Origin of the sequence: Streptomyces sp. NPDC006309, assembly GCF_040613095.1 — a bacterium.
Classification (GTDB): Bacteria; Actinomycetota; Actinomycetes; order Streptomycetales; family Streptomycetaceae; genus Streptomyces.
In genome coordinates, this window is the sequence record NZ_JBEXRO010000011.1 from 47,183 (window position 1) to 67,900 (window position 20,718).

The window sequence follows — 20,718 nt, forward strand, 5'->3', positions numbered from 1 at the left end:
CCCGATGACCGACACCGCGCAAGCCGACCACGGCGAGCGCTGGCGCCCTCATGCGATGGTTCTGGCCTTGGGCACCTTCGCCGTGGGAACCGACGCCTTCGTGATCGCCGGCCTGCTCCCCGACATCAGCCGTTCGCTGCACGTCGACACCGCCGCCGCGGGTCAGCTGGTCAGCGTCTTCGCCATCGCCTACGCGCTGCTGTCCCCCGTCCTGGCGGCCCTGACCGGCACGTGGTCCCGGCGCCGGGTGCTGGTCACGGCGCTCGCCGTCTTCGCGGTGGGCAACGTCGTCACCGCACTCGCCCCCGGCTACCCGCTGGTCCTGGCATCCCGGGTGGTGGCCGCGGCGGGAGCCGCGATGTTCACGCCCAACGCGGGAGCCACCGCCGCCGCCATCGCCGGCGATGAGCGGCGCGGGCGGGCGATCGCGATCGTGACCGTCGGCCTGACGTCCTCGCTCGCCCTCGGCGCGCCGCTGGGCACCGCCATCGGCAACGCGTTCGGGTGGAGGGCGACCATGTGGTTCGTCACGGCGCTCGCCGTCGTGATAGCGCCGGTGATCGCGCTGCGGCTGCCGGACATCAGACTCGGTGGCAAGGTGGGCCTGCGTCAGCGGCTCTCGCCGCTCACCGACCGCAAGGTGGCCGGCGTCCTCACCGTCACGCTGCTGGCCTTCGTCGGGATCTACCTGCCGTACACGTACATCAGCTCGGTCTTCGCACCGGCCATCGGCGGCGACGGCGGCCGAGTGGCGTTGCTGCTGCTGGTGTTCGGACTGGCCGGTACGGCGGGGAACCTGATGGCCGGCCGCCTGGCCGACCGGCACGGGCCCCGGAACGTGGTCATCTGCGCCACCCTCGGTCTGGCCGCGGTGTTCCTCGCCATGCTGCCCAGCCAGAAGTCGTTCGCCGCCGCGGTCGTCGTGGTGGCGCTCAGCGGAGTGGGCTCGTGGTCGGTGACCGCCCCTCAGCAGCACCGCGTCATGGCGCTCTCCCAGCCGGGGGCCGAAGCTCTGGGGGTCTCGCTCAACGCTGCCGTGATGTACCTGGCGATCTCCCTGTCCAGCGTGATCGGCGCGATCGGCCTGAACTCGTTCGGCAGTGCCGCCTCGCTGCTGCCCATCGCGGTGGTCTGCGTCCTCGCGGCGGCGCTGCTGACCTGGCTGTCCGCCCGGCCGGAGCGCCGGGCGGACGAGCAGGCCACCAGCGCCGCGGCGGACACGACTACCGGTGACGTCGGGGCGCCGGCCGTGAAGTGACCCCGATGAGCGGGCGGCGATCAGCGGATCCCGGTGGGCAACCGGTGCGCCGGGTGGCCGGCATCGCCGCCCGGTGCACGGCAGGAGTAGGCGTCGGCGACCCGGACGAGGAAGGCGGTCTCGTGGACGAGATCGTGACCGCCGAGCGCGGACAGCCCCACGACCCGCGTACGCGGCCCCTGGCCCCGATTCTTGGCGCGGCGGGCCGCTGCCAGCCAGCGTGCCATCTCCGCCGCGTCGGCGGGGGACAGGTCGGGGGCCGCCATCGGATCGGGACCGGGGAACGGCGGATCGGGGGAAGCGTAGTCGCGCAGTACGAGGATGGCGTCACGGATCTCGATGACCTGGCGGTACACCAGCAGGCTCCAGGGCCCGCGCGGCAGCAGCAGTTCCAGCAGGCGCGGCCGGGGCGGGGCGAGGGCTACCCAAGGCACCGCGGACACGAGGTCGCGCCAGAGTCTCCACAGACGCCAGAAGTCCCTCGCGTCCCGGTGCGCACGGCGGATGGCCGAAAACGCCGGCGCGGCGATGACGGCCGCCCTGGAGAAGCAGAACACACCCATGGTGAAGGGAAGGGTCGGCGCCACCCAGGAAACGTCCGAGATCAGCTGGATCAGACATCCCACCCAGAAAAGAGCAGCCAGGCAGCTGCCCAGTCCGAATAGGCCCATGGTGGTCCTGAGTGGAGATTTCCCGCCTCTGTACCAGTGTCGCAGGCACACGGCGATACACAGAATGTTGCCGGCCTGATGTATGCCGATCACTATCAGCCAGAAAACATCGCTTCCGGTGCCGAGCGACTGATGGACGTTCATGCCCGGGTTCCACCGCGCACCGAGGATTATCAGGCAGACGATGGCCAGGCCGGAACCGAGGTGAAGCCATTCCCGTTGCGGCCGGTCCGTCGTGACCAGGACGAAGTCCATGACGATGATGGCCGAAAGCACTCCGCACAGGTGGGTTGCCAGCACATACGCCTGGTAGATATGGAAGTCGCGGTCCGCCAGCTCGACCAGAAAATGCCGTTTCAGCGTCATGGTGATGGCCGCCGCCGCGACCGCGATCCACAGGCCGCGCTGCTGCGGCGACCGAATGGCGGAGGGCGCCCGTAACAGCAGGGCGAGCCACATGACCGACGTACCGACACCCTCGACCCACAGCCCGGTCGTCGTCACGTCATTGGACACGCGACAGCCCCAGTGCCGCTTCCCATTCACTCGCGGATTCGGACGGCGATGCCTCCGGCCGGACCGCGACGGTCCGCAGGAGGCTGGCGAGCATCTCGGCTTCCTGCTCCTGGCGGGTGGTGTAGTCGGTGCGTGCCAGGAGGCGCTGCGCGAGACCCAGATCGAGGTCCCCGAGCTGCCCGGGCGACCCGAGGCCGCCGGGCATGTCGAGCGTCGGGTGGTCGAACAGCATGTGGCCTATCTCGTGCAGGATGATGTGTTCCTGGTGGGGACGGCTGGTCTGCTGTTCGAAGAAGACGAAGTCGTCGGTGCCGGTGGCGAGCCACAGCCCGCAGGCTCCCGCCGCCGCGGCTCCGCTCGGCAGTGGGAGCAGGTGAAGCGGCCGCCCCCGCAGATCGGTCAGATGGGCACAGAGCTCTTCGAGGGAGAACGGAGGCTCCAGTCGCAAGGTGCCCAGTACGGCCTCACAGCGGCGGCGCAGCCGCCGGTACCGAATGCGCATACCACTCCCTGTTCTTCTCCGGCACTGTTTCCAGCGCTGCCCGAGCGAACTGGCCGCCTGCACGGTGGTTCCGTGGTACCCCCCACTGCCGGACCGGTGGTTGCACGTGCGAGGTCCGGGACGCACGCTGGATACCGTGGCTGACCACCCCTCATGGCGTCAACTGTCGCCGGTATCCTTTTCCAGGGGGAGGCCCTCCAAAGCACGCAATTGATCTAGGATTTCGGCCGCCGCCACCAGGCCCTTGGTGGACAGCCCATTGGCCCGCGCGGCAATCTTGGTGATGCCCGCGTCCCGCAGCGCCTCCCACTCGCTCAACTGGATGCCGGCCTCCCGTAGCGCGACCAGCCGCAGCAGCATGGAATCGATCTCCTCGGCGACCTCGTCGTCGAAGAAATACGCGGGCTTCACGCCGAAGAAGGCGGCGAGCGCCTCCAGGTGGTGCATCGTCGGGTTTCTGCGCGTCCCGTTACGCAGGTAGGCGATGTACGCCTTCGAGATGTCCCCCCCTCGTTCGCGGATCGCCCTGGCCACTTCGTCATTGCTGTAGGGGCCACGGTCTCGCGGATGCACGGTGGCGAACAAGTGGTTCAAACGACTTGCGAGCGCGCCCGTCGAGGAAGACCGCGCGATTTCAGCCATGCCTACTCCGATCCGTCACCGGTCAGTCTTTGATGTCAACCGTGCACCGATTTGCATCAGTTGACAAGGAACCGCCGCCAGCTAAGCTGACCCCTCGGCAACTGATATGGCCGTGGACTCCCTGATTCGCATGATCGTAGGGGCGGTCAGTTGCCGCGAGCGCTCCCTGGCACCGTCGACCCGTACGACACGTGGTGCCGCCGCGCCTGACGCCGATCCTCTGCTCCGCGCGACCGCTCAACCCTCGGAACACGTTGACCTCCTTTTGTGCTGCGACCGGATGGGGATGACGACTCGATGGAGAAGCAAGCCGTCCAAGACACGAACTGGATCCAGGTCCCCCGGCCCGCGCCCGGGGCCGCGACGCGGCTGGTCTGCTGTCCCCATGCCGGGGCGTCCGCGAGCGCCTTCGGCCCGCTGGCCAGGGCCCTGCCCGGCCACATCGAAGCGCTGTCCGTCCAGTACCCGGGCCGTCAGGGCGGGCCCGGCCACCAGGGCTTCACCGACATCGGCGAACTGGCGGACCGTATCGCCGCCGGCCTGCGGCCCTGGTGCGACCGGCCCTTCGCGGTTCTCGGCCACAGCATGGGATCCGTCGTCGCCTTCGAGCTGACCCGACGGCTGGAGGCCGCGGGGACGCCACCCGTGCGACTGTTCGTCTCCGGCCGGCGTTCGCCGTCGGACGGGCTCGGCGTGCACGTACCGCAGGACGACGAGGAGATCGTCGAAGAGCTCAGGACTCTGGGGGCCATCCCGGTCAAGCTCCTCGACAAACCCAAGTACCGGGAGTCGATCCTGACCGTGGTCCGCAACGACTACCGCGCGAACTCCGGTTACCTCGCCCCGCCGGACGCGACGGTGAACTGTCCCGTCACCTTCCTGCTGTCGGACGCGGACCCCTACGTCGACGCGGCAGCGGCCGACGCCTGGGGGAGCCACACCACAGGGGAGCTGAAGGTCACCTCCTTCCCCGGTGGCCATTTCTTTCTCAACGAACAGCTGGCCGAGGTGGCCGAGGCCGTCACCGCGGATCTCCGCGCCGGCTCCGCTGGGCGGCACGCGGGAGGGATACGGTGAAGAACCTGCTGGACAAGGCCGTGCCGTCGTGGCTGGAGCCGGCCGCGGACACGTCGGTGGACGAGACGACGGCACCGGTCAGGGACCGGTCCGCCCGCGAGACACCGGGCTCGTCGCCCGCGACCGGGGGAGACGAACTGGCCATCCGGGTCTACGAGGAGACGCTGGCGAACGGACCCGCCACCGTGCTGGAGGTGGCGACCGCCCTGCGCCTCCCGACCGCCACGGTCGAGCAGACGATGAGCACACTGCGCGGTCTGCGGCTGGTCAAGCGCTGCGAGGTGTCGGGCCACTACCGGGCGGTGAGCCCGGATGCCGCCCACGTCGAGCTGGTGGTGCCACTGGAAGAGGCCATCAGCGACAAGCGCCGTGAACTGGCCGGCATCCACGAGAAGCTGAGCTCGTTCGCCGAAACCTTCAGCACCCTGCGGCGCTCCAGGCCCCGGCAGGAAGTGGTGGTGCGCAGCCACGACCCCCGGGAGGTGGAGCTGCGGATGGCCGACCTCACCCGCGACCGGGTCGGCGAGGTGCTCGCCATGTGGCCGCTCGGTCCGGCCCGGGCCCAGCAGGACCAGCTCCTGGGGCGGGAGGCGCTGGCGGGCGGCACGCGTCTGCGGATTCTGTGCCCGCACACCGCCCGCACCAGTGCCTCCGCCCGCGCCGGTCTGCGCAGGGCCGCCGAGGCCGGCGCCCGCATCCGCACGTCCAACCACGTGTTCGAAGACCTCGTCATCGTGGGCGACGACGCGGTCTTCCTCTCCGAGCACGTCGAGGACCGGGACACCCCGTTGGTCACGATCGTCTACGAGCCGGCGGTCGTGTCCCTGCTCCGCCGGGTCTACGAGTACGCGTGGCAGTCGGGGGCCGACTTCCAGGCCGACGCCGTCTCGTACGGGGAGACGCTGGACGACGTCAAGGCCACCATCCTGGACCTGCTCGCCTCCGGTCTGAAGGACGACGTCGTCGCCCGCCGCATCGGCATGTCGTCGCGGACCTTCCGCAGGCACATCTCCGGCATCATGGGTGAACTCAACGCCGAGAGCCGGTTCCAGGCCGGGGTGGCGGCGGCCTGCGCCGGCCTCGTGGGTATGCGTGAGCCCTGCCCGCAGGTGGGCCGGGCCGGCTGAGCTGTCCGTTCCAGGCACGGCCTGCCGGGGCCCCGCGAGGGGGTCCCGGCAGGCCGTGCCTTCGTGTCCCCCGATTTCTTCCGGCTCTGCCGGCCCGAGTCCGCTGGCCAGGAGCGGCCAAGCCGTTTTAGGTCGTTGTCACGTACAGCAAACGCTCCTTACTGTTTTTTCAGTGCCCCATCCGAATCGGAGGATGTTCGAGCATGGTCAGCAAACTGATTGATCAGGATGACCGTTTTCTCGGAATCCTGGACCGCCTGACCACCAAGGCGATCGACGACTACTACAACCCGTACAAGCTGTTCGAGTGGCCGGACAGTCTGCCGGAGAACATGTGGTGGATGAGCCCGGAGCTGACAACGACGCACGGCACGGAAGCCGCCGCACGGCTCACCGAGAAGCAGCTCCACGCGCTGTCGCGCTACGAGAGCATCAACTTCTACAGCCTGAACGTGCACGGCATCCGGGAACTCCTCATCGAGGTCACCAAGCGCATACACACCACGGGGTTCGAGACGCCCTCCGAGTTCTTCCACCACTTCATCGGTGAGGAGAACGAGCACATGTGGTTCTTCGCCGAATTCTGCCTGCGCTACGGAAAGAAGATCTACCGCCAGCCTTCCGGCGCGGCCGTCGAGATCCCGCGCTCCGACGTGGAGAGCCTGTTGGTCTTCGCCCGGATCCTCATCTTCGAGGAGCTGGTCGACCACTTCAACTCCAAGATGGCGCTCGACGGCCGGCTGCACGAGACCATCCGTGGCATCAACCGGATTCACCACCAGGACGAGTCCCGGCACATCGCCTTCGGCCGCGAACTGGTCTCCGCGCTGTTCGAGGACGTGAAGCGCACCTCCTCCGAGGAGGAACTGAAGGACATCGCCGCGTACATCAGGCGGTACATGAGCTACAGCTTCGAGTCGCTGTACAACCCGCAGGTATACCGGGACGCGGGTGTCGAGAACCCGCTGGAGTTGCGCCGGGAACTCCTTGACTCCCCGACCCGTCCGGAGTTCGAGAAGAGTGTGTTCCGCAAGACCACGAAATTCCTGGAGAAGGCGGGACTCATCTGATGACCGACGCCCGCGCGGCCCTCGACCTGTCCCAGGCGCTCGTCATCCTCGACCCCGACCGGACGGACCTGCTCAAGGAACTCGACCGGACCTTCGCCGGCTGGGGAACATCCGCCGGCGCCCGCGAAATCCTCCCACCACCGCTGTACCCGGTCTCCGACCTGGAGAAGTTCGACGTCTACACGAACTTCCCGCACCTGGCCCTGGTCGCGGCGCCGCTCGATGTGGACAGCGGTGCGGCCAAGCCCGCCGACGGCCGCTTCGCACCGTCCGACCTGCGGGAATCACAGCTCGGACTGCCGCACGCGACCTGCTACGGCGCCTACCTGTACTACGAGAAGAGCCGGGTGACCGACGAGACCCTGGTGACCCTGGTGAACCGCTGCTTCCGCAACGAGGAGTCCTACGGCGGACTGCGCCGGCTGCTCAGCTTCCAGATGCGGGAGATCGTCGCACTGGGCTCGTACGAGCACACCCAGCAGGTGCTCTCTGCCTTCACGGAGCGCATCACCGCGTTCGCCGAGGAGCTGAATCTCGGACTGGAGAAGGCGGTCGCGTCCGACCCGTTCTTCGAGAACGACGGCGCCCGCGCCCTCATGGCGAGGCTCAGCCCGGTCAAGTTCGAGTTCCAGGCCGCGGACGGTCTGGCGATATCGTCGGTGAACACGCACCGCAATTTCTTCGGCGAACGCTGCGACATCCGCCTCGCGTCCGGCGACGGATACGCGTACACGAGCTGCGTGGCATTCGGACTGGAACGGTGGCTGTCCGTTCTGCTCGATCTGCACGGTGGCGACGCGCGGCAGGCGCTGGAATCCGTCAGGGCGGCCGCCCGGCAGGTTGCCTGACATGAGACACGGACGGGTCGGAATCGACCTGGTCCCGTTCGGCCGGGTCCGCGAGATGGCGGGGCGCGACAACGGGGCCGCGCTGGCCCGGATGCTCTCGGAAGAGGAATTGAGGCTTTCCCGCACGGCGGGCGGGCCGGACATCGCGGGTATCGCCGGTCGGCTGGCAGCCAAAGAAGCGGTGTTCAAACTCTTCCGCGTTCCGAGGCAGACGTTGCCGTGGCTCGGCATCGAAATACTGAAAGGCGACGGGGGCTGGCCCGTCGTACGACTCAGCGGACGCGCCGCCGATCTGGCACGGGACGCCGGTTTCGAGCACATCGAAGTGAGCATCACGCACGACGAACCATGTGCCGTGGCGGTCGCCTTCTGCGCCGGCGCGCCGGAGACGGACACCGGTCGCCTGACATCCGCCTGACAAGGGTCTGAGGAGTGGGAAATGGCATCGGCAGGAATCGACGAAGTACGCGCATGGATCCTGGAACGGCACCCGGAACGGGAGTCCGTCGAAGCGAACGAGAATCTCATCGAGAGCCGGCTCGTGGACTCGCTCTCGTTCGTTGAGCTGGTCTACGCCATCGAGAGCGCGAGCGGCGTGGAAATCGATTTCGACACCATCGACATCCAGGACTTCCAGACGCTCTCGGCGATCGAGAAGGCGTTCTTCGTCGCGGCCTGACTCCCGGAGGGGACAAGCATCATGGAAGCTGTCTCGTACACGGCCCAGTGGACGGCCGCGGCCCGGGCGGTCGAGTCCGAACGCGGCGACGAGGCGATGTTCGACGACCCGTTCGCCCGCGAGCTGGCGGCTCCGCGCGGCTTCGAACTGCTGGACAAGTACGGCGGGGGCGGCCTGCTGCCGTTCATCGCCATCCGCACGAAGTACCTGGACGACAGCATCGAGGCGATCCTGCGCGACAGCGGCATCCGGCAGGTCGTCCTCATCGCCGCCGGCATGGACACCCGGGCCTTCCGGCTGGCCTGGCCGCCCGGCGTGACGGTCTACGAGGTCGATCACGAGGCCCTGGTCACGGAGAAGCGCAGGCGCCTCGCCGCGCTGGGCGCGCGGCCGACGACCGAGCGCCGCGAGGTCGCCGCCGACCTGGCCGGGCAGTGGCTGCCCGCGCTGTACGACGCCGGGTTCGACCGCGACCAGCCCACCCTGTGGGTCGCGGAAGGACTGATGTTCTTCCTCACCCGGGAGCAGGCGTCCGAGCTTCTCGCGGTCCTCGGATCCGCCTCGGCCGCCGGCAGCTGGCTGGCCGTCGACTTCGTCAGCAAGGCCCTGTTGCGCAGCCCGTTCTCCCGCGGCTTCCTCGAGGGCCTGCGCGAGGACGGCACACCCTGGCTGTTCGGCACCGACGAGCCCGAGGAGTTCCTGGCCGGCACCGGGTGGAAGGTGCGGGAGCTGAAGGAGCCGGGCGAACCCGGCGCAGGACAGGACCGGTGGCCGTACGAGGTGCAGCCCCGCGACCGCAGGGGCGCTCCCCGCAGCTGGCTGGTCCGCGCGGAGTTCGCGGGCCGCTGAGAGGAGAGCACATGAGCGACGCCACGACCTTGGAGAGGATCGAGTCGTTCCTCCCCGAGCGCAGCGTGAAGATCGACGAAGTCGCCGGCAGCCTTGGCCTCAGACGGGCCGAGGTGGGCGTGTTCCGGAAGATCTACGGCCTGGACCGGCTCCGGTTCGACCCGGACACGGGCCTGTTCGACCTGGTCCTCCCCGCGGCACGGCAGGCGTTGAAGGCGCTCCCGGAAGGGCACCGGATCAGGTACGTCATCTACGCCCACACCATGCAGACCCTCACCCCGCCGCACATCGACGCCGCTCAGGTGATCCGTGACGATCTGGGACTGCACGACGCCGAGGCGTTCGCGCTCACCCAGCAGGCGTGCGTCAGCAGCCTGGGGGCCATCGACCTGGCGGGCGAACTGCTGCGGGCCGAGGCGCCGGAGGGCGCCCACGCGCTGATGGTGACCGGCGAGCGGGCCTACTCGCCCAAGGTCCAGCTGATCCCCAACAGCGCCATCATGGCCGACGCCGCGGCTGCCTGCCTGGTGACCGTGGGCGGCCGGGGTGACGAGGTGCGCTCGCACGTCACACGCACCCTCGGCGAGTACGCGGCCGGACTGGAGATGACCAAGGAGGAGATCCAGGGCTTCGGCCGGGCCTACAGCACGGTGCTCGGCGAGGTCATCCTGGAAGCCGTACGGGAGGCGGGGCTGACCTTCGACGACATCGACCTCGTTGTCCCGCACAACGTGAACATGGTCTCCTGGCGGCAGACGATCAAGGAGATGGGCGCCGACCCGGGCCGGTTCTTCCTGGACAACATCGCGCGCTACAGCCACTGCTACGCCTCGGACGTCTTCGTCAACTACACCACGCTGCGCGACAGCGACCGGCTCGTCGACGGCCGCCACTACGTCCTGTGCTCCGTCGGTCTGGGCGCCACCTTCGGCGCCATGGTGATCACCCACCGGAAGCGGTGAGCGCGGTGAACGCCACGGCCTACACGGCGGATCTCAAGGAAGCGCTCACCGGCGACCGCGACGCCCGGTTCGTGTGGCTGTGCAACTTCGAGGTGGAGAACCAGTGGGCGCGCGACTACGTCGGCCTGCCGGCGGCGCGCGTGTCGGCCACCAGCGCGACCGTGCAGCGCATGGAGGAACTCGGCGCCCTGCTGGCCGAACCCACCGACTGCCTGCTGCTGGACCGGCCACTGGACGACGGCTACCGCCGCTACGTCGAGAAGACCGGCCTGGGCGCCCCCGTCGAGCTGGTCACGCGGGACCCGGCCGGCGTCGGCGGCACCAGCCAGGCCGTGCTCGACTCACCGGAACTGATGGACCGGCTGCGGCAGCTCGCGCGGGACGGCGCGTATCTGATGCCCATGGGCAACTCGCCCCTGGAGGAGCGGATCTCCCTGGAGACGGGGTTGCGCGCCGCGGTGCCGAACGCGGCCACCTACGAGCGGGTCAACAGCAAGATCTACAGCCGCCGCCTCGCCGGGGAGTTGGGGCTGCGCGAGATACCCGGATTCTGCTGCGAGACGGTCCCGCAGCTGCGCCACGCGCTCGACCAGGGGCTGAGCGACGGCGGGCCGCTGATCGTCAAGGACGCCTACGGCGTCTCCGGCAAGGGCCTGCTCGTACTGGACAGCCGCAAGAAGGCCGACAGGTTGCTGCGCATGGTCGAGCGCCGGGCGCACAACACCGGCGACGACGCGATCCATGTCGTCGTGGAGCGGTTCCTGCCCAAACGGTTCGACCTCAACTACCAGTTCACCATCGACCGCGCCGGGGGCGTCCGGCTCGACTTCGTCAAGGAGGCGCTCACCTCCGGCGGGGTGCACCTCGGCCACGTCATGCCGGCCGGCCTCACCCCGGCCCAGCACGAGACGCTGACCGAGGCCGCCGAGGCGCTGGGCGCACGGCTGTACAAGGACGGGTTCTTCGGCATCGTGGGCGTCGACGCCCTCGTGGGCACCGACGACCTGGTCCATCCGGTCCTGGAGATCAACGCCCGGCTGAACATGTCCAGCTACCAGGGGCGCGTCACCGAACGGTTCCTGGCCCCCGGGGGCACGGCACTGGCCAGGCACTATCCCCTGCGGCTCACCACGCCGGTCTCCTTCGACGAGGTGGCCGAGGCCCTCGGCGCCCTGGCCGAACCGCCGTCGGCGGGCAACGGAGCGGTCATCACGTCCTTCGGCACGGTCAACGCGCAGAGCGGCGCCTCCGTCCCGTTCGACGGCCGGCTCTACACCATGCTCTTCGCCGCGAGACGCGAGGAACTCGCCGCCCTCGACCAGCGGGTGGCCCGCTCGCTCGCACGATTCGGCACCACCGAGAGGAAGCCATGAGCAGCCGGAAGGAAGCCACCAGCAGCACCGACGGCACGAGCGGCACGGAATTCCATGTGCAGGGTGTGCCGATCTCGCACATCGCCGAGGAGTTCGGCACCCCCGTGTTCGTCTACGACGCCGAGGAGCTGCGCTCCGTCTACCAGTCGCTGCGCGACCGGCTGCACCCGGCGGTGGACGTCTTCTTCTCCCTGAAGGCCAACCCGAACGTCAGCGTCACTTCCCGGCTGGGCAAGCTCGGCGCCGGCGCGGAGATCTCCTCCATGGTCGAGCTGCTGACCGTGGAGCGAGCGGGCATCGCACCGGACGACGTCATCTTCCTGGGACCGGGCAAGACGCGCGCCGAGCTGGAGGCCTGCGTCGCCGCCGGTCTGTACGCCATCGTGTGCGAGTCGCTGGACGAGGCCGCCGAGATCGAGGAGATCGCCGCCGCCACGGGCCGCGACGAGGTCCCCGTGCTGCTCCGCGTCAACCCGGACTTCCACACCAAGGGCTCCGGCCTGACGATGGGCGGCAAGCCACGCCAGTTCGGCATCGACGCCGACGTCCTGCGCCGCTCCCGGAGCCTTTTCGACCGCCTGCGCAGGGTGCGGGTGCGCGGCTTCCACGCCTACATGGGCACCCGCTTCCTGGGCGCCGAGGACCTCGCGCACAACACCCGCCAGATCCTCGCCATGGCCGACGAACTCGCGCAGGCCCTCGGGATCGAACTGGAGACCGTCGACTTCGGCGGCGGCTTCGGCGTCGCCTATTTCGACAACGAGAAGGACCTCGACCTCCAGGCCACGGTCGCCGGGATCAACGAGGTGGTCGAGCCGTTCGCCGCCGCGCACCCCCGGTGCCGGCTGATCAACGAACTCGGGCGATACCTGACCGCGACGTGCGGCACGTACGTGGTGCGGGCGCTGTACGTCAAGGAGTCGATGGGCGAGCGGTTCGTCATCGCCGACGGCGGCACCAACCACCACATGGCGGCGGTCGGAGTCGGCAGCTTCGTCAAGCGCAACTTCCCGATCCGCTCCCTGACCCGGTACGACGACGAGCTGACCGGCACCTACACCGTCACCGGGCCGCTGTGCACCCCCAACGACGTCATCGGCAAGAAGGTCGTCCTGCCCCCGGTCCAGGCCGGTGACCTGCTGGGGGTCGAGCGCTCGGGAGCGTACGGACCGACCGCCTCACCGGGCCTGTTCCTCAGCCACGGCTTCCCGGCCGAGGTGCTGGTCCACAACGGGACCGCGCACCTCGTGCGGGAGCGGGACCGCAAGGAGGAACTGCTCACCAAGCAGCGCCTCATCGACTTCGACTGACACAGGAGCGAACTGGCAATGGAACGCGGCAGCGTGATCTCGGCGGTGGAGAAGTCCCTCAGCGAGGTGCTGGAGCGCCCCGTCACCGGTCTCACCGAGGAGGTACGCCTCTTCGAGGACTTGCATCTGGACTCCACGTCCGTCCTGGAACTGCTCATGGCACTGGAGGACGCCGTGGACATATCGGTGGACCCCGAGGACCTGGACATGGACGACTTCAAGTCGGTCGGATCGCTCACCGACTACGTCCTGTCCCAGACCGCGCAGACCACCGGCGAGGGATGAGGCGACGGCGATGCCCAGTCTGCGTGCCGCCTGCGCCGTGGTGTGCCCACCGCGCAGGCCCTACGACGACGACCCGTCCCTCCTCTCCTACTACCGCGACCTGGTCGAGCCGTTCGGGCTGGAGGTGGAGGAGGACCTGCTGCGCGCGGGGCCGAACGTCGGCCACCGGGAGCTGGTCGACCGGCTGGTGACGGCCGGTGACATCGGCGACAGCGCGCCCGATCTGGTGATCGTGACGCAGGCGCTGCCGGACGTCACCCCGTTCACCGCGATCTCCCCCTATCTCGACCGGCTTCTCGGCGGCCGTGCCACCAACTTCGGCATCCACCAGCAGGGCCTGGCGGCGCCCTTCACGGCGCTGCGCATCATCTCCGCCTTCCAGCGCGCCGGACGCAGCCTCGATGCGGTGCTCGCCGTCCTGGAGCAGACCACCCTGCCCACCCGGTTCCCGCTGGTCCACGACAACCACCTGGTGGACTCGGGGGTCATGCTCCGGTTCGGCCGGGACGGCGGGCCCCGGGTGACCGGAGTCGAGGCGGTCCCCGCCACCGAGCCGGTGGCCGCCCGGATCGGCGCGGTGGCGGACAAGGAGCCGGACGGCACCCTGGTGGTGGCCGGGCCGTGGCTGGACGTGGCCACGCTCGACGGCGTCCGCCACCACTACCAGGCCGGCCAAGGCACGTACTGCACCAGCGTGTGGCTGGCGCTCGCCCGGCACTGGCGCTCCTGGCAGCGGAAGTACCCGACGGTGGTGCTGTGCGACACCGACCCGCGCTCCGGGGACAGTCACCTGGCCGTGCTGCGGTCGGACGGCCACGGCGCGCTCCCGGGCGCGGCGGGAGGTGAGGGACGGTGACACCGGTGGACACCGCCACGACGACCTCCCCGGACGCGGCGGCCCTGCGCGACTTCGCCGCCGCGCTGGACGCCTGCCACGACAGGGTGGCCCCGGGCGGCCTGGTGGTCTCCCGCGGCGGCTGGGCCGTCGCCTCACCGGCGCGGGTGACCGCCGGGGCGCACGTGCCGGGCAGCTCGGGAGCGCTGATGGCGGAGCACGGCGGGACACCGGCCGCCGACCGCCGGCAGCAGGCGTTCGCGGAGGAACTGATCGGGCTGCACCGGCGGACCCTGCGCGAGGTGCTGGACGGCGCGGTCGCCCGGCTCGACAGGCGCGTCTCGGAGGGCGCCAACCTGCTCAACCGCCAGCTCGTCCAGGGCGCGGTGGCCGATGTGGCCCTTGCCCTGTCGGAGTCGGACGACCTGCGCGAGCTGCCCATGAGCACCCCGTGGCGGCGCTGGCGGATCCACCGGGACCTGGTGGACGCGGGCCGCACCGCCCTCAAGCTGTACGGCGCCGCCGGTTTCGCCGCCGGGGGGCCGGGGACCGTCCTGTACCTGACCGAGGTTCTCGGCAACACCTACCTGCGCCCGGAGCAGCCGGGATCGGAGGCCGGAGATGACTGAGCCCACCGGCGAGCGGATCGCCGCACTGCGCTCGTACGTACGGGAGGCCGGCCGCGAACTGCGGACGATCGGCCTGGAGATCGACCGCGACCCGGAGGCGATCGACCGCTGGCTTGGACTGCCCGCCGTGGACATCATGCGCGGCTGCACCATACCGGCGGAGTACCTCGACTCCCCGCTGCGCATCGGCGCGTACACCTACGACATGACCTCCTGCCTCGAACACACGGTGACCATCGAGGAGCTGAGCTACGGCGACGCGGGATTCATGCTCGCCTGCCCCGGTCCCCTCATGTCGGGGGTGGCGGTGGGCGCCCTGGGCGACGACAAGCAGCGCCACATGTACTACGAGCGCATGGCCGGACCGGAGCCCGTCTGGACGTTCTTCGGGCTCACCGAACCGGCCAAGGGATCGGCCGCCACCGAGCTGGAGACCACGCTCGTCCCCGAGGGCGACGGCTTCCGCCTCACCGGCGAGAAGCGGTACGTGGGCAACGCCGCGTACGCCCAGCTGGGCGTGGTGTTCTGCCGCCGGGCGCCCGGGCCGCTGGGCATCGAGGCGGTCCTGGTGGACACGGACGCTCCCGGATTCCACGCCGAGCCGATCCCCACCGTGGGCATGCGCGGGGCGCGGATCTCCGCCATCAGGCTCGACGGCGTACGCGTGGAGCGTGAGCGGATCCTCGGCTACGACAGCCTCAAGCCCAGCCGGCGCGGGCTGATCGGCGCCATCCGCACCCTCCAGCGGTTCCGCCCGGTGCTGGCCGGCACCATCGTGGGGCTGTGCCGCGCGACGCTGGACCACGTACGCGAGCAGCGCCCCGCCCTGACGGGCGGCGCCCGGGCCCGGCTGGAGGACCTGGAGGACCGGCTCGCCGCCGTACGCCGGCAGAACTACGAGGTCGCCGCGGCCATCGACGCCGGCCGGGTGCGCGCCGACCGCGTCGCCGGGGTCAAGACGCGCGCCGCGGAGCTGGCCGAACGCTGCACGCTGGCCGCCGCGGACCTGATGGGCCCCGGCGCGCTTCTGGAGGACCCGCTGCTGAACAAGCTGTACCGGGACGCGCGGGCCTTCGAGTTCATGGAGGGAACCGGTCACATCCAGCGGCTGGCCGTCTTCCAGGGCGTACTCAAGAGGACGTTTCTCGACTAGCGGGACACCGCGAAGGGGCAGGGGGAACACACGGTGTGGATCGGTGTCGACGTCACGCACGAGAACGAACTGGCGGCCCTGCTCGCCCGCCCGTGGTTCCGTGACTACACGTACGCCCCAGAAGAACTCCAGACCGCCGCCTCCTTCGGCGCGGAGCGAGCCCATGAGTTCCTGACCGGGCGCTTCGCGGGCAAGGAGGCGGTGCTGAAGGTCATCGGCACCGGTGTGGGGGCGGGCGTGACCCCCCGCCAGGTGGCCATCCTGCGGACCCACGGCGGGGCGCCGCAGGTCCGCCTCTCCGGCGCGGCGGCCCGGCACGCCCGCGATCGTGGCATCGCCGGCATCAGCGTGTCCGTCACGCACAAGAAGGGTGTGGTCGTCGCCGTCGCGATCGGCGTGCCCGCCGCCTCGCACGCCGACAGCGAAGCCCCCGAACTCTCGTGCTGAACCGCGCGACGCGACCGCCGCCGCCCCCTGGCTGCCGGGGCCGTGATGCCCGGTTACGCGACGGACGAGACGGCCGGGCTGATGCCCCTGCCCATCGAGCCGGCACTTCCGCGGCATCCCCGTCGTGCGTCTCGGCATGCCCCGGGCATGAAAAAACCCCAGGTCACGGCGAGTGAGTCCTGGGGTGATTCCGAGCCGCTTTCGGGATTCGAACCCGAGACCTACGCATTACGAGTGCGTTGCTCTGGCCATCTGAGCTAAAGCGGCGCGCTGTCCGCACTACGGTGCGATCAGCAACGACGGTAAGTCTACACAGTTCCGCGGGGTGCTTCGTACCCGCCCCGGAGCGGGTGGTTCCGGGGCGAGCGGCGCGGGCCACGGCCTGTCGTCCGGCTCAGGGCGCGGGGTGTCGGTGGTGGCCCGTCAGTGGGGTGAGCGGGGTCGGGTGCGTGATCCGGACTCCGGACTCTAGGAGCAGCGTTTGCCTGGAGCCGGCGGGGTGCCGCGGAGGAGGTAGGTGTTGATCGCCGAGTCGATGCAGGCGCTGCCGCGGCCGTAGGCGGTGTGGCCGTCGCCGACGTAGGTCAGGAGGCGGCCGGAGGAGAGCTGGCGGGCCAGGGACTGCGCCCAGCGGTACGGGGTCGCCGGGTCGCGGACCGTGCCGACCACCAGGATCGGCGCCGCGCCCCTCGCCTCGATGCGGTGCGGCTCACCTGTCGCCTTCACCGGCCAGTACGCGCAGTTCAGCGCCGCCCAGGCCAGGCCCGGGCCGAAGACCGGGGACACCTTCTCGAACGCGGGCAGTGCCTTCTCCGCCTGTTCCGGGCCGGTGAAGGCCGGCGGCAGGTCGAGGCAGTTCACGGCGGCGTTGGCCATCATCAGGTTGCTGTAGTGGCCGTTCGCGTCCCGCTCGTAGTAGCTGTCGGAGAGGGCGAGCAGGCCCGCGCCGTCGTTGTGCCGCATCGCCGAGGTCAGCGCCTCGCGCAGCTGCTCCCAGGACCCCTCGTCGTACATCGACGCGATCACCCCGGTGGTGGCCAGCGCCTCCCCCAGCCTGCGGCCGTCCGCGTCGCCCGCGGGCACGGGATGGGCGTCCAGCTTGCGGAAGAACGCCCGCAGGTGGTCGCCGGCCTGCGCGGGTGCCGTCCCCTTCCCGCCGAGCGGGCAGTCGGAGCGCCGTACGCAGTCCTTCGCGAACGCCTGGAACGCCGTCTCGAAGCCGGCGGTCTGGTCCAGGTTCAGCCTGCGGGCGTCCAGGGACGGGTCCATGGCGCCGTCGAGCACCATCCGGCCGACCCGCGCCGGGAACAGCCCGGCGTACGTCGCCCCGAGGAACGTGCCGTACGACGCCCCTACGTAGTTCAGCTTCCGGTCGCCGAGCACCGCCCGCAGGATGTCCATGTCGCGGGCCGTCTCCACGGTGGAGACGTGCCGCAGCAGCTTCGCCGAGTGGGCCCCGCAGCTCTCGGCGAACTCGCGGTCCGCCGTGACCAGCGCGTTGCGCTCCCGCCGGTCGTCGGGGGTGATGTCGGTCTGCGTGTACGCGTCCATCCGCTGCCCGTCGAGGCAGTGGACGGGCTCACTGCGGGCGACACCCCGGGGGTCCACCGCGACCATGTCGTAACGGGCCCGGATTTGGGCCGGGTAGCCGATGCCCGCGTACTGCTGGAGGTAGCCGACCGCCGAACCGCCCGGACCACCCGGGTTGACCAGCAGCGACCCGAGCGGCTTGCCCTTCCCGGTGGCCTTCTTGCGCGCGACGGCGAGCCGGACGGAGCCGGCGCCGGGTGCGGCGTAGTCCAGCGGGGCCTTCATCGTGGCGCACTGGAAGCCGGGTGCTCCGCAGTCGCGCCATCGCAGCCGCTGGCTGTAGTACGACGTCAGCGCCGACGGCGTCGAACGCGGCAGCGCGGCCAGCGCCGCGTCCACCGTCGCGCCTCTCGCCGTACTGGAACTCCCCGGTGAGCAGGCGGACATGAGCAGGGCGGCGGCCGTGACGAGGGTGGCCGCGAGACGGGCCGTCGTCCGGGTGCGGATGCCACGGATCCGGTGGGGGGATGGCCTGGTGTGCATCAGCCGAGCGTAACGGTGCGCGACCGGCCGGGTGCGTTCTGTGCGAACTGTGGCTCGTACGAGGGACACCCTCCGCCGTGTCCCCCTCGGCGGCCGGGCCGCACCGTCACCCCGCCCGCAGGGCCATGGTCATCGCCTCCACGGCCAGCAGCGGGGACACATTGCGGTCCAGGGCCTCTCTGCACGCGGCGATCGCCTCGATACGGCGGAGGGTGGACTCCGGCGCGCCGGCGCGGGCCAGCCGTTCCAGGGCGTCCCCGGCGTCGGCGTTGGCGATCGCCACGCGGGTGCCGAGCTGGAGGGCGAGGACGTCGCGGTAGAAGGCGGTGAGGTCACCGAGGGCGATGTCGAGGCTGTCGCGCTGCGTACGGGTCTTGCGGCGCTTCTGCATGTCCTCGAGGTCCTTCATCACGCCCGCCGTGCCACGCGGCAGCCGGCCGCCCTGGGCCGCGCCCAGCGCCGCCTTCATCTCCTCGGTCTCCTTGCCGTCCGTCTCCTCGGCGAGCTGCTTGGCGTCCTCGGCCGCCGCGTCGACCAGCTCCTGCGCGGCCCTGAGGCACGCGCCGACCTCGTCGAGGCGCAGCGGCAGCTTCAGCACGGCCGCGCGCCGCTCGCGGGCCGCCGGGTCGGTGGCGAGCCGGCGGGCCCGGTCGACATGGCCCTGGGTGGCGCGGGCGGCGGCGACGGCGACCTCCGGGTCGATGCCGTCGCGGCGTACGAGCATGTCGGCGACCGCGTCGACCGTCGGCGTGCGCAGATTCAGGTGCCGGCAGCGGGAGCGGATGGTGGGCAGGACGTCCTCGACGGACGGGGCGCACAGCAGCCACACCGTGCGCGGGGCCGGCTCCTCCACGGCCTTCAGGACGGCGTTGGCCGACTTCTCGTTCAGCCGCTCGGCGTCCTCGACCAGGATGATCTGCCAGCGGCCGGTCGCCGGTGAGGTGAACGACTTGCGGACCGTGTCCCGCATGTCCCTGACCAGGATCTCCGAGCCGACCGCGGCGACCGTCGTCACATCCGCGTGCGTGCCGAGCAGGGCCGTGTGACAGCCGTCGCAGAAACCGCAGCCGGGGGCTCCGCCGAGGGCGCGGTCGGGGCTCACGCACTGGAGTGCGGCGGCGAAGGCCCGCGCCGCCTGGTTGCGGCCCGCGCCGGGCGGGCCCGTGAACAGCCAGGCGTGCGTCATCTTCGACGCCTCCGGCGGCGGCTGGTCCGCCGCGGCGGCCGTGACGAGGGCATCGGCGTCCCGCGCGGCCGCATCCAGCACCGCGCTCACCTTCTCCTGCCCGACGAGGTCGTCCCACACGGTCATGGGTCACGCCGTCCTTCCGTCACACTCCACGTTCCGGACTCCATTGTGCGGGCGAGGTCTGACAACGGGCGCCGGCGGTGGCCGGTGCGGTCGCCTCGGCGTCCCGCATCCCGGTCGCCGGTACCGGGTGCGGACGCTTCCATGAGCACCTCCCCCGCCGCCGTGCGGACGTACAGCACCGACCGGCCGGCCCGCTGCCGCTCCACCAGCCCCGCGTCCAGCAGGACCCGCAGATGCCGGCCCACCGATCCGAGGCCCTGACCGGTCACGGCGACCAGCTGGGTCGTGCTCATGGGAGTTCCGAGCAGCGCCAGCACTCCGGCGCGCGCGGTACCCATGAGCGCTCCGAGCCCGGCCGGGACGGGCCGCCGACGGTGGCTGTCGGCGAGCACCCCGAGACACGGATAGACGACGGCGTACCGCTCCCGTCCCTCCCACGAGACCCAACTGGTCTCCGGCGTGACCGGCATGAACAGCAGCTCGGCCCCGGCGGCGATCTCCCGCGGCGGATACGCGTTCAGGTTGACCTGGAACCGGCTCTCCCCCAGCCACCGCGTCATCCCCGGCCGCAGCGAGTCCAGCACGGCCGCCCAGCCGCCCTGGCTCACCCGCGCGGTCCGCGCGACCACGTCGGCCTCCAGGACGCGCCGCCGGCGCTCCCAGTACGGCCGTACGGTCTCCTCCCAGACGTAGGTCAGGAGCGCGCTCGCCCGCTCGGGCAGGTCGTCCCGCTCCAGGACGGCGGGGAGCCGGCCCCGGAGGGACACGCGGAGGTCGGCCCGCGCCTCCCCGGCCCCGGCCGCCCGTACCCGGGCCACGGTCTCCTCGAAACCCTCCCCGACGCACGAGGTGGGGCAGAAGAAGTCGGCGATCCAGGAGGTGCCGAGTGCCGCCGGCACGAGCCGCGCGGTCACCGGGTCGGCCGCGAGGCGCGCGCGGTAGCCGGGCAGGTGGGCGCGCAGCCATGCCTCCTCGCCCGGATGGGCGCCGGCCCCCGCGCACAGCAGTCTCAGGCTCCCGAAGGTCCCGGCGAACGGCGAGAGCACGAACCGGCTGCGGGCGAGGGTGTCGGTGCCGACCTGCCATGAGCCCATGCGTAC

The 20,718-nt window shown here is 70.6% G+C and carries 22 protein-coding genes and 1 tRNA gene; 16 read left to right on the forward strand and 7 right to left on the reverse strand.

The window, feature by feature from the left end; genetic code table 11:
* The first annotated feature begins 4 nt into the window (after positions 1-4).
* Entirely contained in the window at positions 5-1,258 is a 1,254-nt protein-coding gene (locus ABZ117_RS16680; protein ID WP_356821361.1) for an MFS transporter, read from the forward strand.
* Between the two features lie 20 nt (positions 1,259-1,278).
* Here the strand turns inward: ABZ117_RS16680 and ABZ117_RS16685 are convergent, their stop codons facing one another.
* From ABZ117_RS16685 to ABZ117_RS16695, 3 genes are all read right to left on the reverse strand, one after another.
* Positions 1,279-2,445 carry an MAB_1171c family putative transporter gene (locus tag ABZ117_RS16685; RefSeq protein ID WP_356821363.1) on the reverse strand — a complete coding sequence of 389 codons (1,167 nt, stop codon included), beginning with the start codon at positions 2,443-2,445 and terminating at the stop codon, positions 1,279-1,281.
* Complete coding sequence (locus tag ABZ117_RS16690; RefSeq protein ID WP_356821364.1) at positions 2,435-2,947, reverse strand: hypothetical protein; 513 nt, start codon at positions 2,945-2,947, stop codon at positions 2,435-2,437. The genes ABZ117_RS16685 and ABZ117_RS16690 overlap by 11 nt, the downstream gene beginning before the upstream one ends.
* 159 nt (positions 2,948-3,106) lie before the next feature.
* Positions 3,107-3,589, reverse strand: a complete 483-nt coding sequence (locus ABZ117_RS16695) for a helix-turn-helix domain-containing protein (protein ID WP_356821366.1) — start codon at positions 3,587-3,589, stop codon at positions 3,107-3,109.
* Between the two features lie 297 nt (positions 3,590-3,886).
* Here ABZ117_RS16695 and ABZ117_RS16700 point away from each other — a divergent pair, with 297 nt between their 5' ends.
* From ABZ117_RS16700 to ABZ117_RS16770, 15 genes are all read left to right on the forward strand, one after another.
* On the forward strand, positions 3,887-4,666 hold the full coding sequence (locus ABZ117_RS16700) for an alpha/beta fold hydrolase (protein WP_356821368.1): 780 nt from the start codon (positions 3,887-3,889) through the stop codon (positions 4,664-4,666).
* A complete protein-coding gene (locus ABZ117_RS16705) occupies positions 4,663-5,793 on the forward strand; it encodes a LuxR family transcriptional regulator (RefSeq protein ID WP_356821370.1) in 1,131 nt (376 codons plus the stop codon). The genes ABZ117_RS16700 and ABZ117_RS16705 overlap by 4 nt, the downstream gene beginning before the upstream one ends.
* 203 nt (positions 5,794-5,996) lie before the next feature.
* The gene (locus tag ABZ117_RS16710) at positions 5,997-6,863 is read left to right on the forward strand and encodes a diiron oxygenase (protein WP_356821372.1); all 867 of its coding nucleotides are present in this window, start codon (positions 5,997-5,999) and stop codon (positions 6,861-6,863) included.
* The gene (locus ABZ117_RS16715; protein WP_356821374.1) at positions 6,863-7,711 is read left to right on the forward strand and encodes a hypothetical protein; all 849 of its coding nucleotides are present in this window, start codon (positions 6,863-6,865) and stop codon (positions 7,709-7,711) included. The genes ABZ117_RS16710 and ABZ117_RS16715 overlap by 1 nt, the downstream gene beginning before the upstream one ends.
* Position 7,712: 1 nt before the next feature.
* A complete protein-coding gene (locus tag ABZ117_RS16720; protein ID WP_356821376.1) occupies positions 7,713-8,129 on the forward strand; it encodes a holo-ACP synthase in 417 nt (138 codons plus the stop codon).
* Between the two features lie 21 nt (positions 8,130-8,150).
* Positions 8,151-8,390: a phosphopantetheine-binding protein gene (locus ABZ117_RS16725; RefSeq protein WP_356821378.1), complete on the forward strand. Its 240-nt coding sequence runs from the start codon at positions 8,151-8,153 to the stop codon at positions 8,388-8,390.
* Between the two features lie 21 nt (positions 8,391-8,411).
* Entirely contained in the window at positions 8,412-9,239 is an 828-nt protein-coding gene (locus ABZ117_RS16730; protein WP_356821380.1) for an SAM-dependent methyltransferase, read from the forward strand.
* 11 nt (positions 9,240-9,250) lie between these two features.
* Positions 9,251-10,201, forward strand: a complete 951-nt coding sequence (locus tag ABZ117_RS16735; RefSeq protein WP_356821382.1) for a 3-oxoacyl-[acyl-carrier-protein] synthase III C-terminal domain-containing protein — start codon at positions 9,251-9,253, stop codon at positions 10,199-10,201.
* Positions 10,202-10,206: 5 nt separating this feature from the next.
* Positions 10,207-11,574 carry a hypothetical protein gene (locus ABZ117_RS16740; RefSeq protein ID WP_356821384.1) on the forward strand — a complete coding sequence of 456 codons (1,368 nt, stop codon included), beginning with the start codon at positions 10,207-10,209 and terminating at the stop codon, positions 11,572-11,574.
* On the forward strand, positions 11,571-12,884 hold the full coding sequence (locus ABZ117_RS16745; protein WP_356821386.1) for a diaminopimelate decarboxylase: 1,314 nt from the start codon (positions 11,571-11,573) through the stop codon (positions 12,882-12,884). The genes ABZ117_RS16740 and ABZ117_RS16745 overlap by 4 nt, the downstream gene beginning before the upstream one ends.
* 18 nt (positions 12,885-12,902) lie before the next feature.
* The gene (locus tag ABZ117_RS16750) at positions 12,903-13,169 is read left to right on the forward strand and encodes a phosphopantetheine-binding protein (RefSeq protein ID WP_356821387.1); all 267 of its coding nucleotides are present in this window, start codon (positions 12,903-12,905) and stop codon (positions 13,167-13,169) included.
* Between the two features lie 10 nt (positions 13,170-13,179).
* Entirely contained in the window at positions 13,180-14,025 is an 846-nt protein-coding gene (locus tag ABZ117_RS16755; RefSeq protein WP_356821389.1) for a hypothetical protein, read from the forward strand.
* Positions 14,026-14,030: 5 nt separating this feature from the next.
* Positions 14,031-14,633 (forward strand): hypothetical protein, encoded by a 603-nt coding sequence (locus tag ABZ117_RS16760; protein WP_356821391.1) that lies wholly within the window; start codon positions 14,031-14,033, stop codon positions 14,631-14,633.
* A complete protein-coding gene (locus ABZ117_RS16765) occupies positions 14,626-15,786 on the forward strand; it encodes an acyl-CoA dehydrogenase (RefSeq protein WP_356821393.1) in 1,161 nt (386 codons plus the stop codon). The genes ABZ117_RS16760 and ABZ117_RS16765 overlap by 8 nt, the downstream gene beginning before the upstream one ends.
* A 33-nt stretch (positions 15,787-15,819) precedes the next feature.
* On the forward strand, positions 15,820-16,233 hold the full coding sequence (locus ABZ117_RS16770; protein ID WP_356821394.1) for a 4'-phosphopantetheinyl transferase superfamily protein: 414 nt from the start codon (positions 15,820-15,822) through the stop codon (positions 16,231-16,233).
* A gap of 193 nt (positions 16,234-16,426) precedes the next feature.
* Here the strand turns inward: ABZ117_RS16770 and ABZ117_RS16775 are convergent.
* The 4 genes from ABZ117_RS16775 to ABZ117_RS16790 all read right to left on the reverse strand — a co-directional run bounded on the left by ABZ117_RS16775 (position 16,427) and on the right by ABZ117_RS16790 (position 20,712).
* Positions 16,427-16,500, reverse strand: a tRNA-Thr gene (locus ABZ117_RS16775).
* Positions 16,501-16,701: 201 nt separating this feature from the next.
* Entirely contained in the window at positions 16,702-18,306 is a 1,605-nt protein-coding gene (locus ABZ117_RS16780; protein ID WP_356821396.1) for an alpha/beta hydrolase, read from the reverse strand.
* A 106-nt stretch (positions 18,307-18,412) separates the two neighbouring features.
* On the reverse strand, positions 18,413-19,618 hold the full coding sequence (locus ABZ117_RS16785; RefSeq protein ID WP_356821397.1) for a DNA polymerase III subunit delta': 1,206 nt from the start codon (positions 19,616-19,618) through the stop codon (positions 18,413-18,415).
* Positions 19,615-20,712 carry a helix-turn-helix domain-containing protein gene (locus tag ABZ117_RS16790; protein ID WP_356821398.1) on the reverse strand — a complete coding sequence of 366 codons (1,098 nt, stop codon included), beginning with the start codon at positions 20,710-20,712 and terminating at the stop codon, positions 19,615-19,617. The genes ABZ117_RS16785 and ABZ117_RS16790 overlap by 4 nt, the downstream gene beginning before the upstream one ends.
* Between the last annotated feature and the right edge of the window lie 6 nt (positions 20,713-20,718).

Bases quoted from the DNA above. Each gene is read 5' to 3' on its own strand.
- ABZ117_RS16785 (WP_356821397.1), bottom strand. From the start codon at position 19,618: ATGACCGTGTGGGACGACCTCGTCGGGCAGGAGAAGGTGAGCGCGGTG.
- ABZ117_RS16750 (WP_356821387.1), top strand. From the start codon at position 12,903: ATGGAACGCGGCAGCGTGATCTCGGCGGTGGAGAAGTCCCTCAGCGAG.
- ABZ117_RS16745 (WP_356821386.1), top strand. From the start codon at position 11,571: ATGAGCAGCCGGAAGGAAGCCACCAGCAGCACCGACGGCACGAGCGGC.
- ABZ117_RS16725 (WP_356821378.1), top strand. From the start codon at position 8,151: ATGGCATCGGCAGGAATCGACGAAGTACGCGCATGGATCCTGGAACGG.
- ABZ117_RS16765 (WP_356821393.1), top strand. From the start codon at position 14,626: ATGACTGAGCCCACCGGCGAGCGGATCGCCGCACTGCGCTCGTACGTA.
- ABZ117_RS16710 (WP_356821372.1), top strand. From the start codon at position 5,997: ATGGTCAGCAAACTGATTGATCAGGATGACCGTTTTCTCGGAATCCTG.
- ABZ117_RS16730 (WP_356821380.1), top strand. From the start codon at position 8,412: ATGGAAGCTGTCTCGTACACGGCCCAGTGGACGGCCGCGGCCCGGGCG.
- ABZ117_RS16735 (WP_356821382.1), top strand. From the start codon at position 9,251: ATGAGCGACGCCACGACCTTGGAGAGGATCGAGTCGTTCCTCCCCGAG.
- ABZ117_RS16695 (WP_356821366.1), bottom strand. From the start codon at position 3,589: ATGGCTGAAATCGCGCGGTCTTCCTCGACGGGCGCGCTCGCAAGTCGT.
- ABZ117_RS16720 (WP_356821376.1), top strand. From the start codon at position 7,713: ATGAGACACGGACGGGTCGGAATCGACCTGGTCCCGTTCGGCCGGGTC.
- ABZ117_RS16755 (WP_356821389.1), top strand. From the start codon at position 13,180: ATGCCCAGTCTGCGTGCCGCCTGCGCCGTGGTGTGCCCACCGCGCAGG.
- ABZ117_RS16700 (WP_356821368.1), top strand. From the start codon at position 3,887: ATGGAGAAGCAAGCCGTCCAAGACACGAACTGGATCCAGGTCCCCCGG.
- ABZ117_RS16780 (WP_356821396.1), bottom strand. From the start codon at position 18,306: ATGCACACCAGGCCATCCCCCCACCGGATCCGTGGCATCCGCACCCGG.
- ABZ117_RS16790 (WP_356821398.1), bottom strand. From the start codon at position 20,712: ATGGGCTCATGGCAGGTCGGCACCGACACCCTCGCCCGCAGCCGGTTC.
- ABZ117_RS16680 (WP_356821361.1), top strand. From the start codon at position 5: ATGACCGACACCGCGCAAGCCGACCACGGCGAGCGCTGGCGCCCTCAT.
- ABZ117_RS16715 (WP_356821374.1), top strand. From the start codon at position 6,863: ATGACCGACGCCCGCGCGGCCCTCGACCTGTCCCAGGCGCTCGTCATC.
- ABZ117_RS16690 (WP_356821364.1), bottom strand. From the start codon at position 2,947: ATGCGCATTCGGTACCGGCGGCTGCGCCGCCGCTGTGAGGCCGTACTG.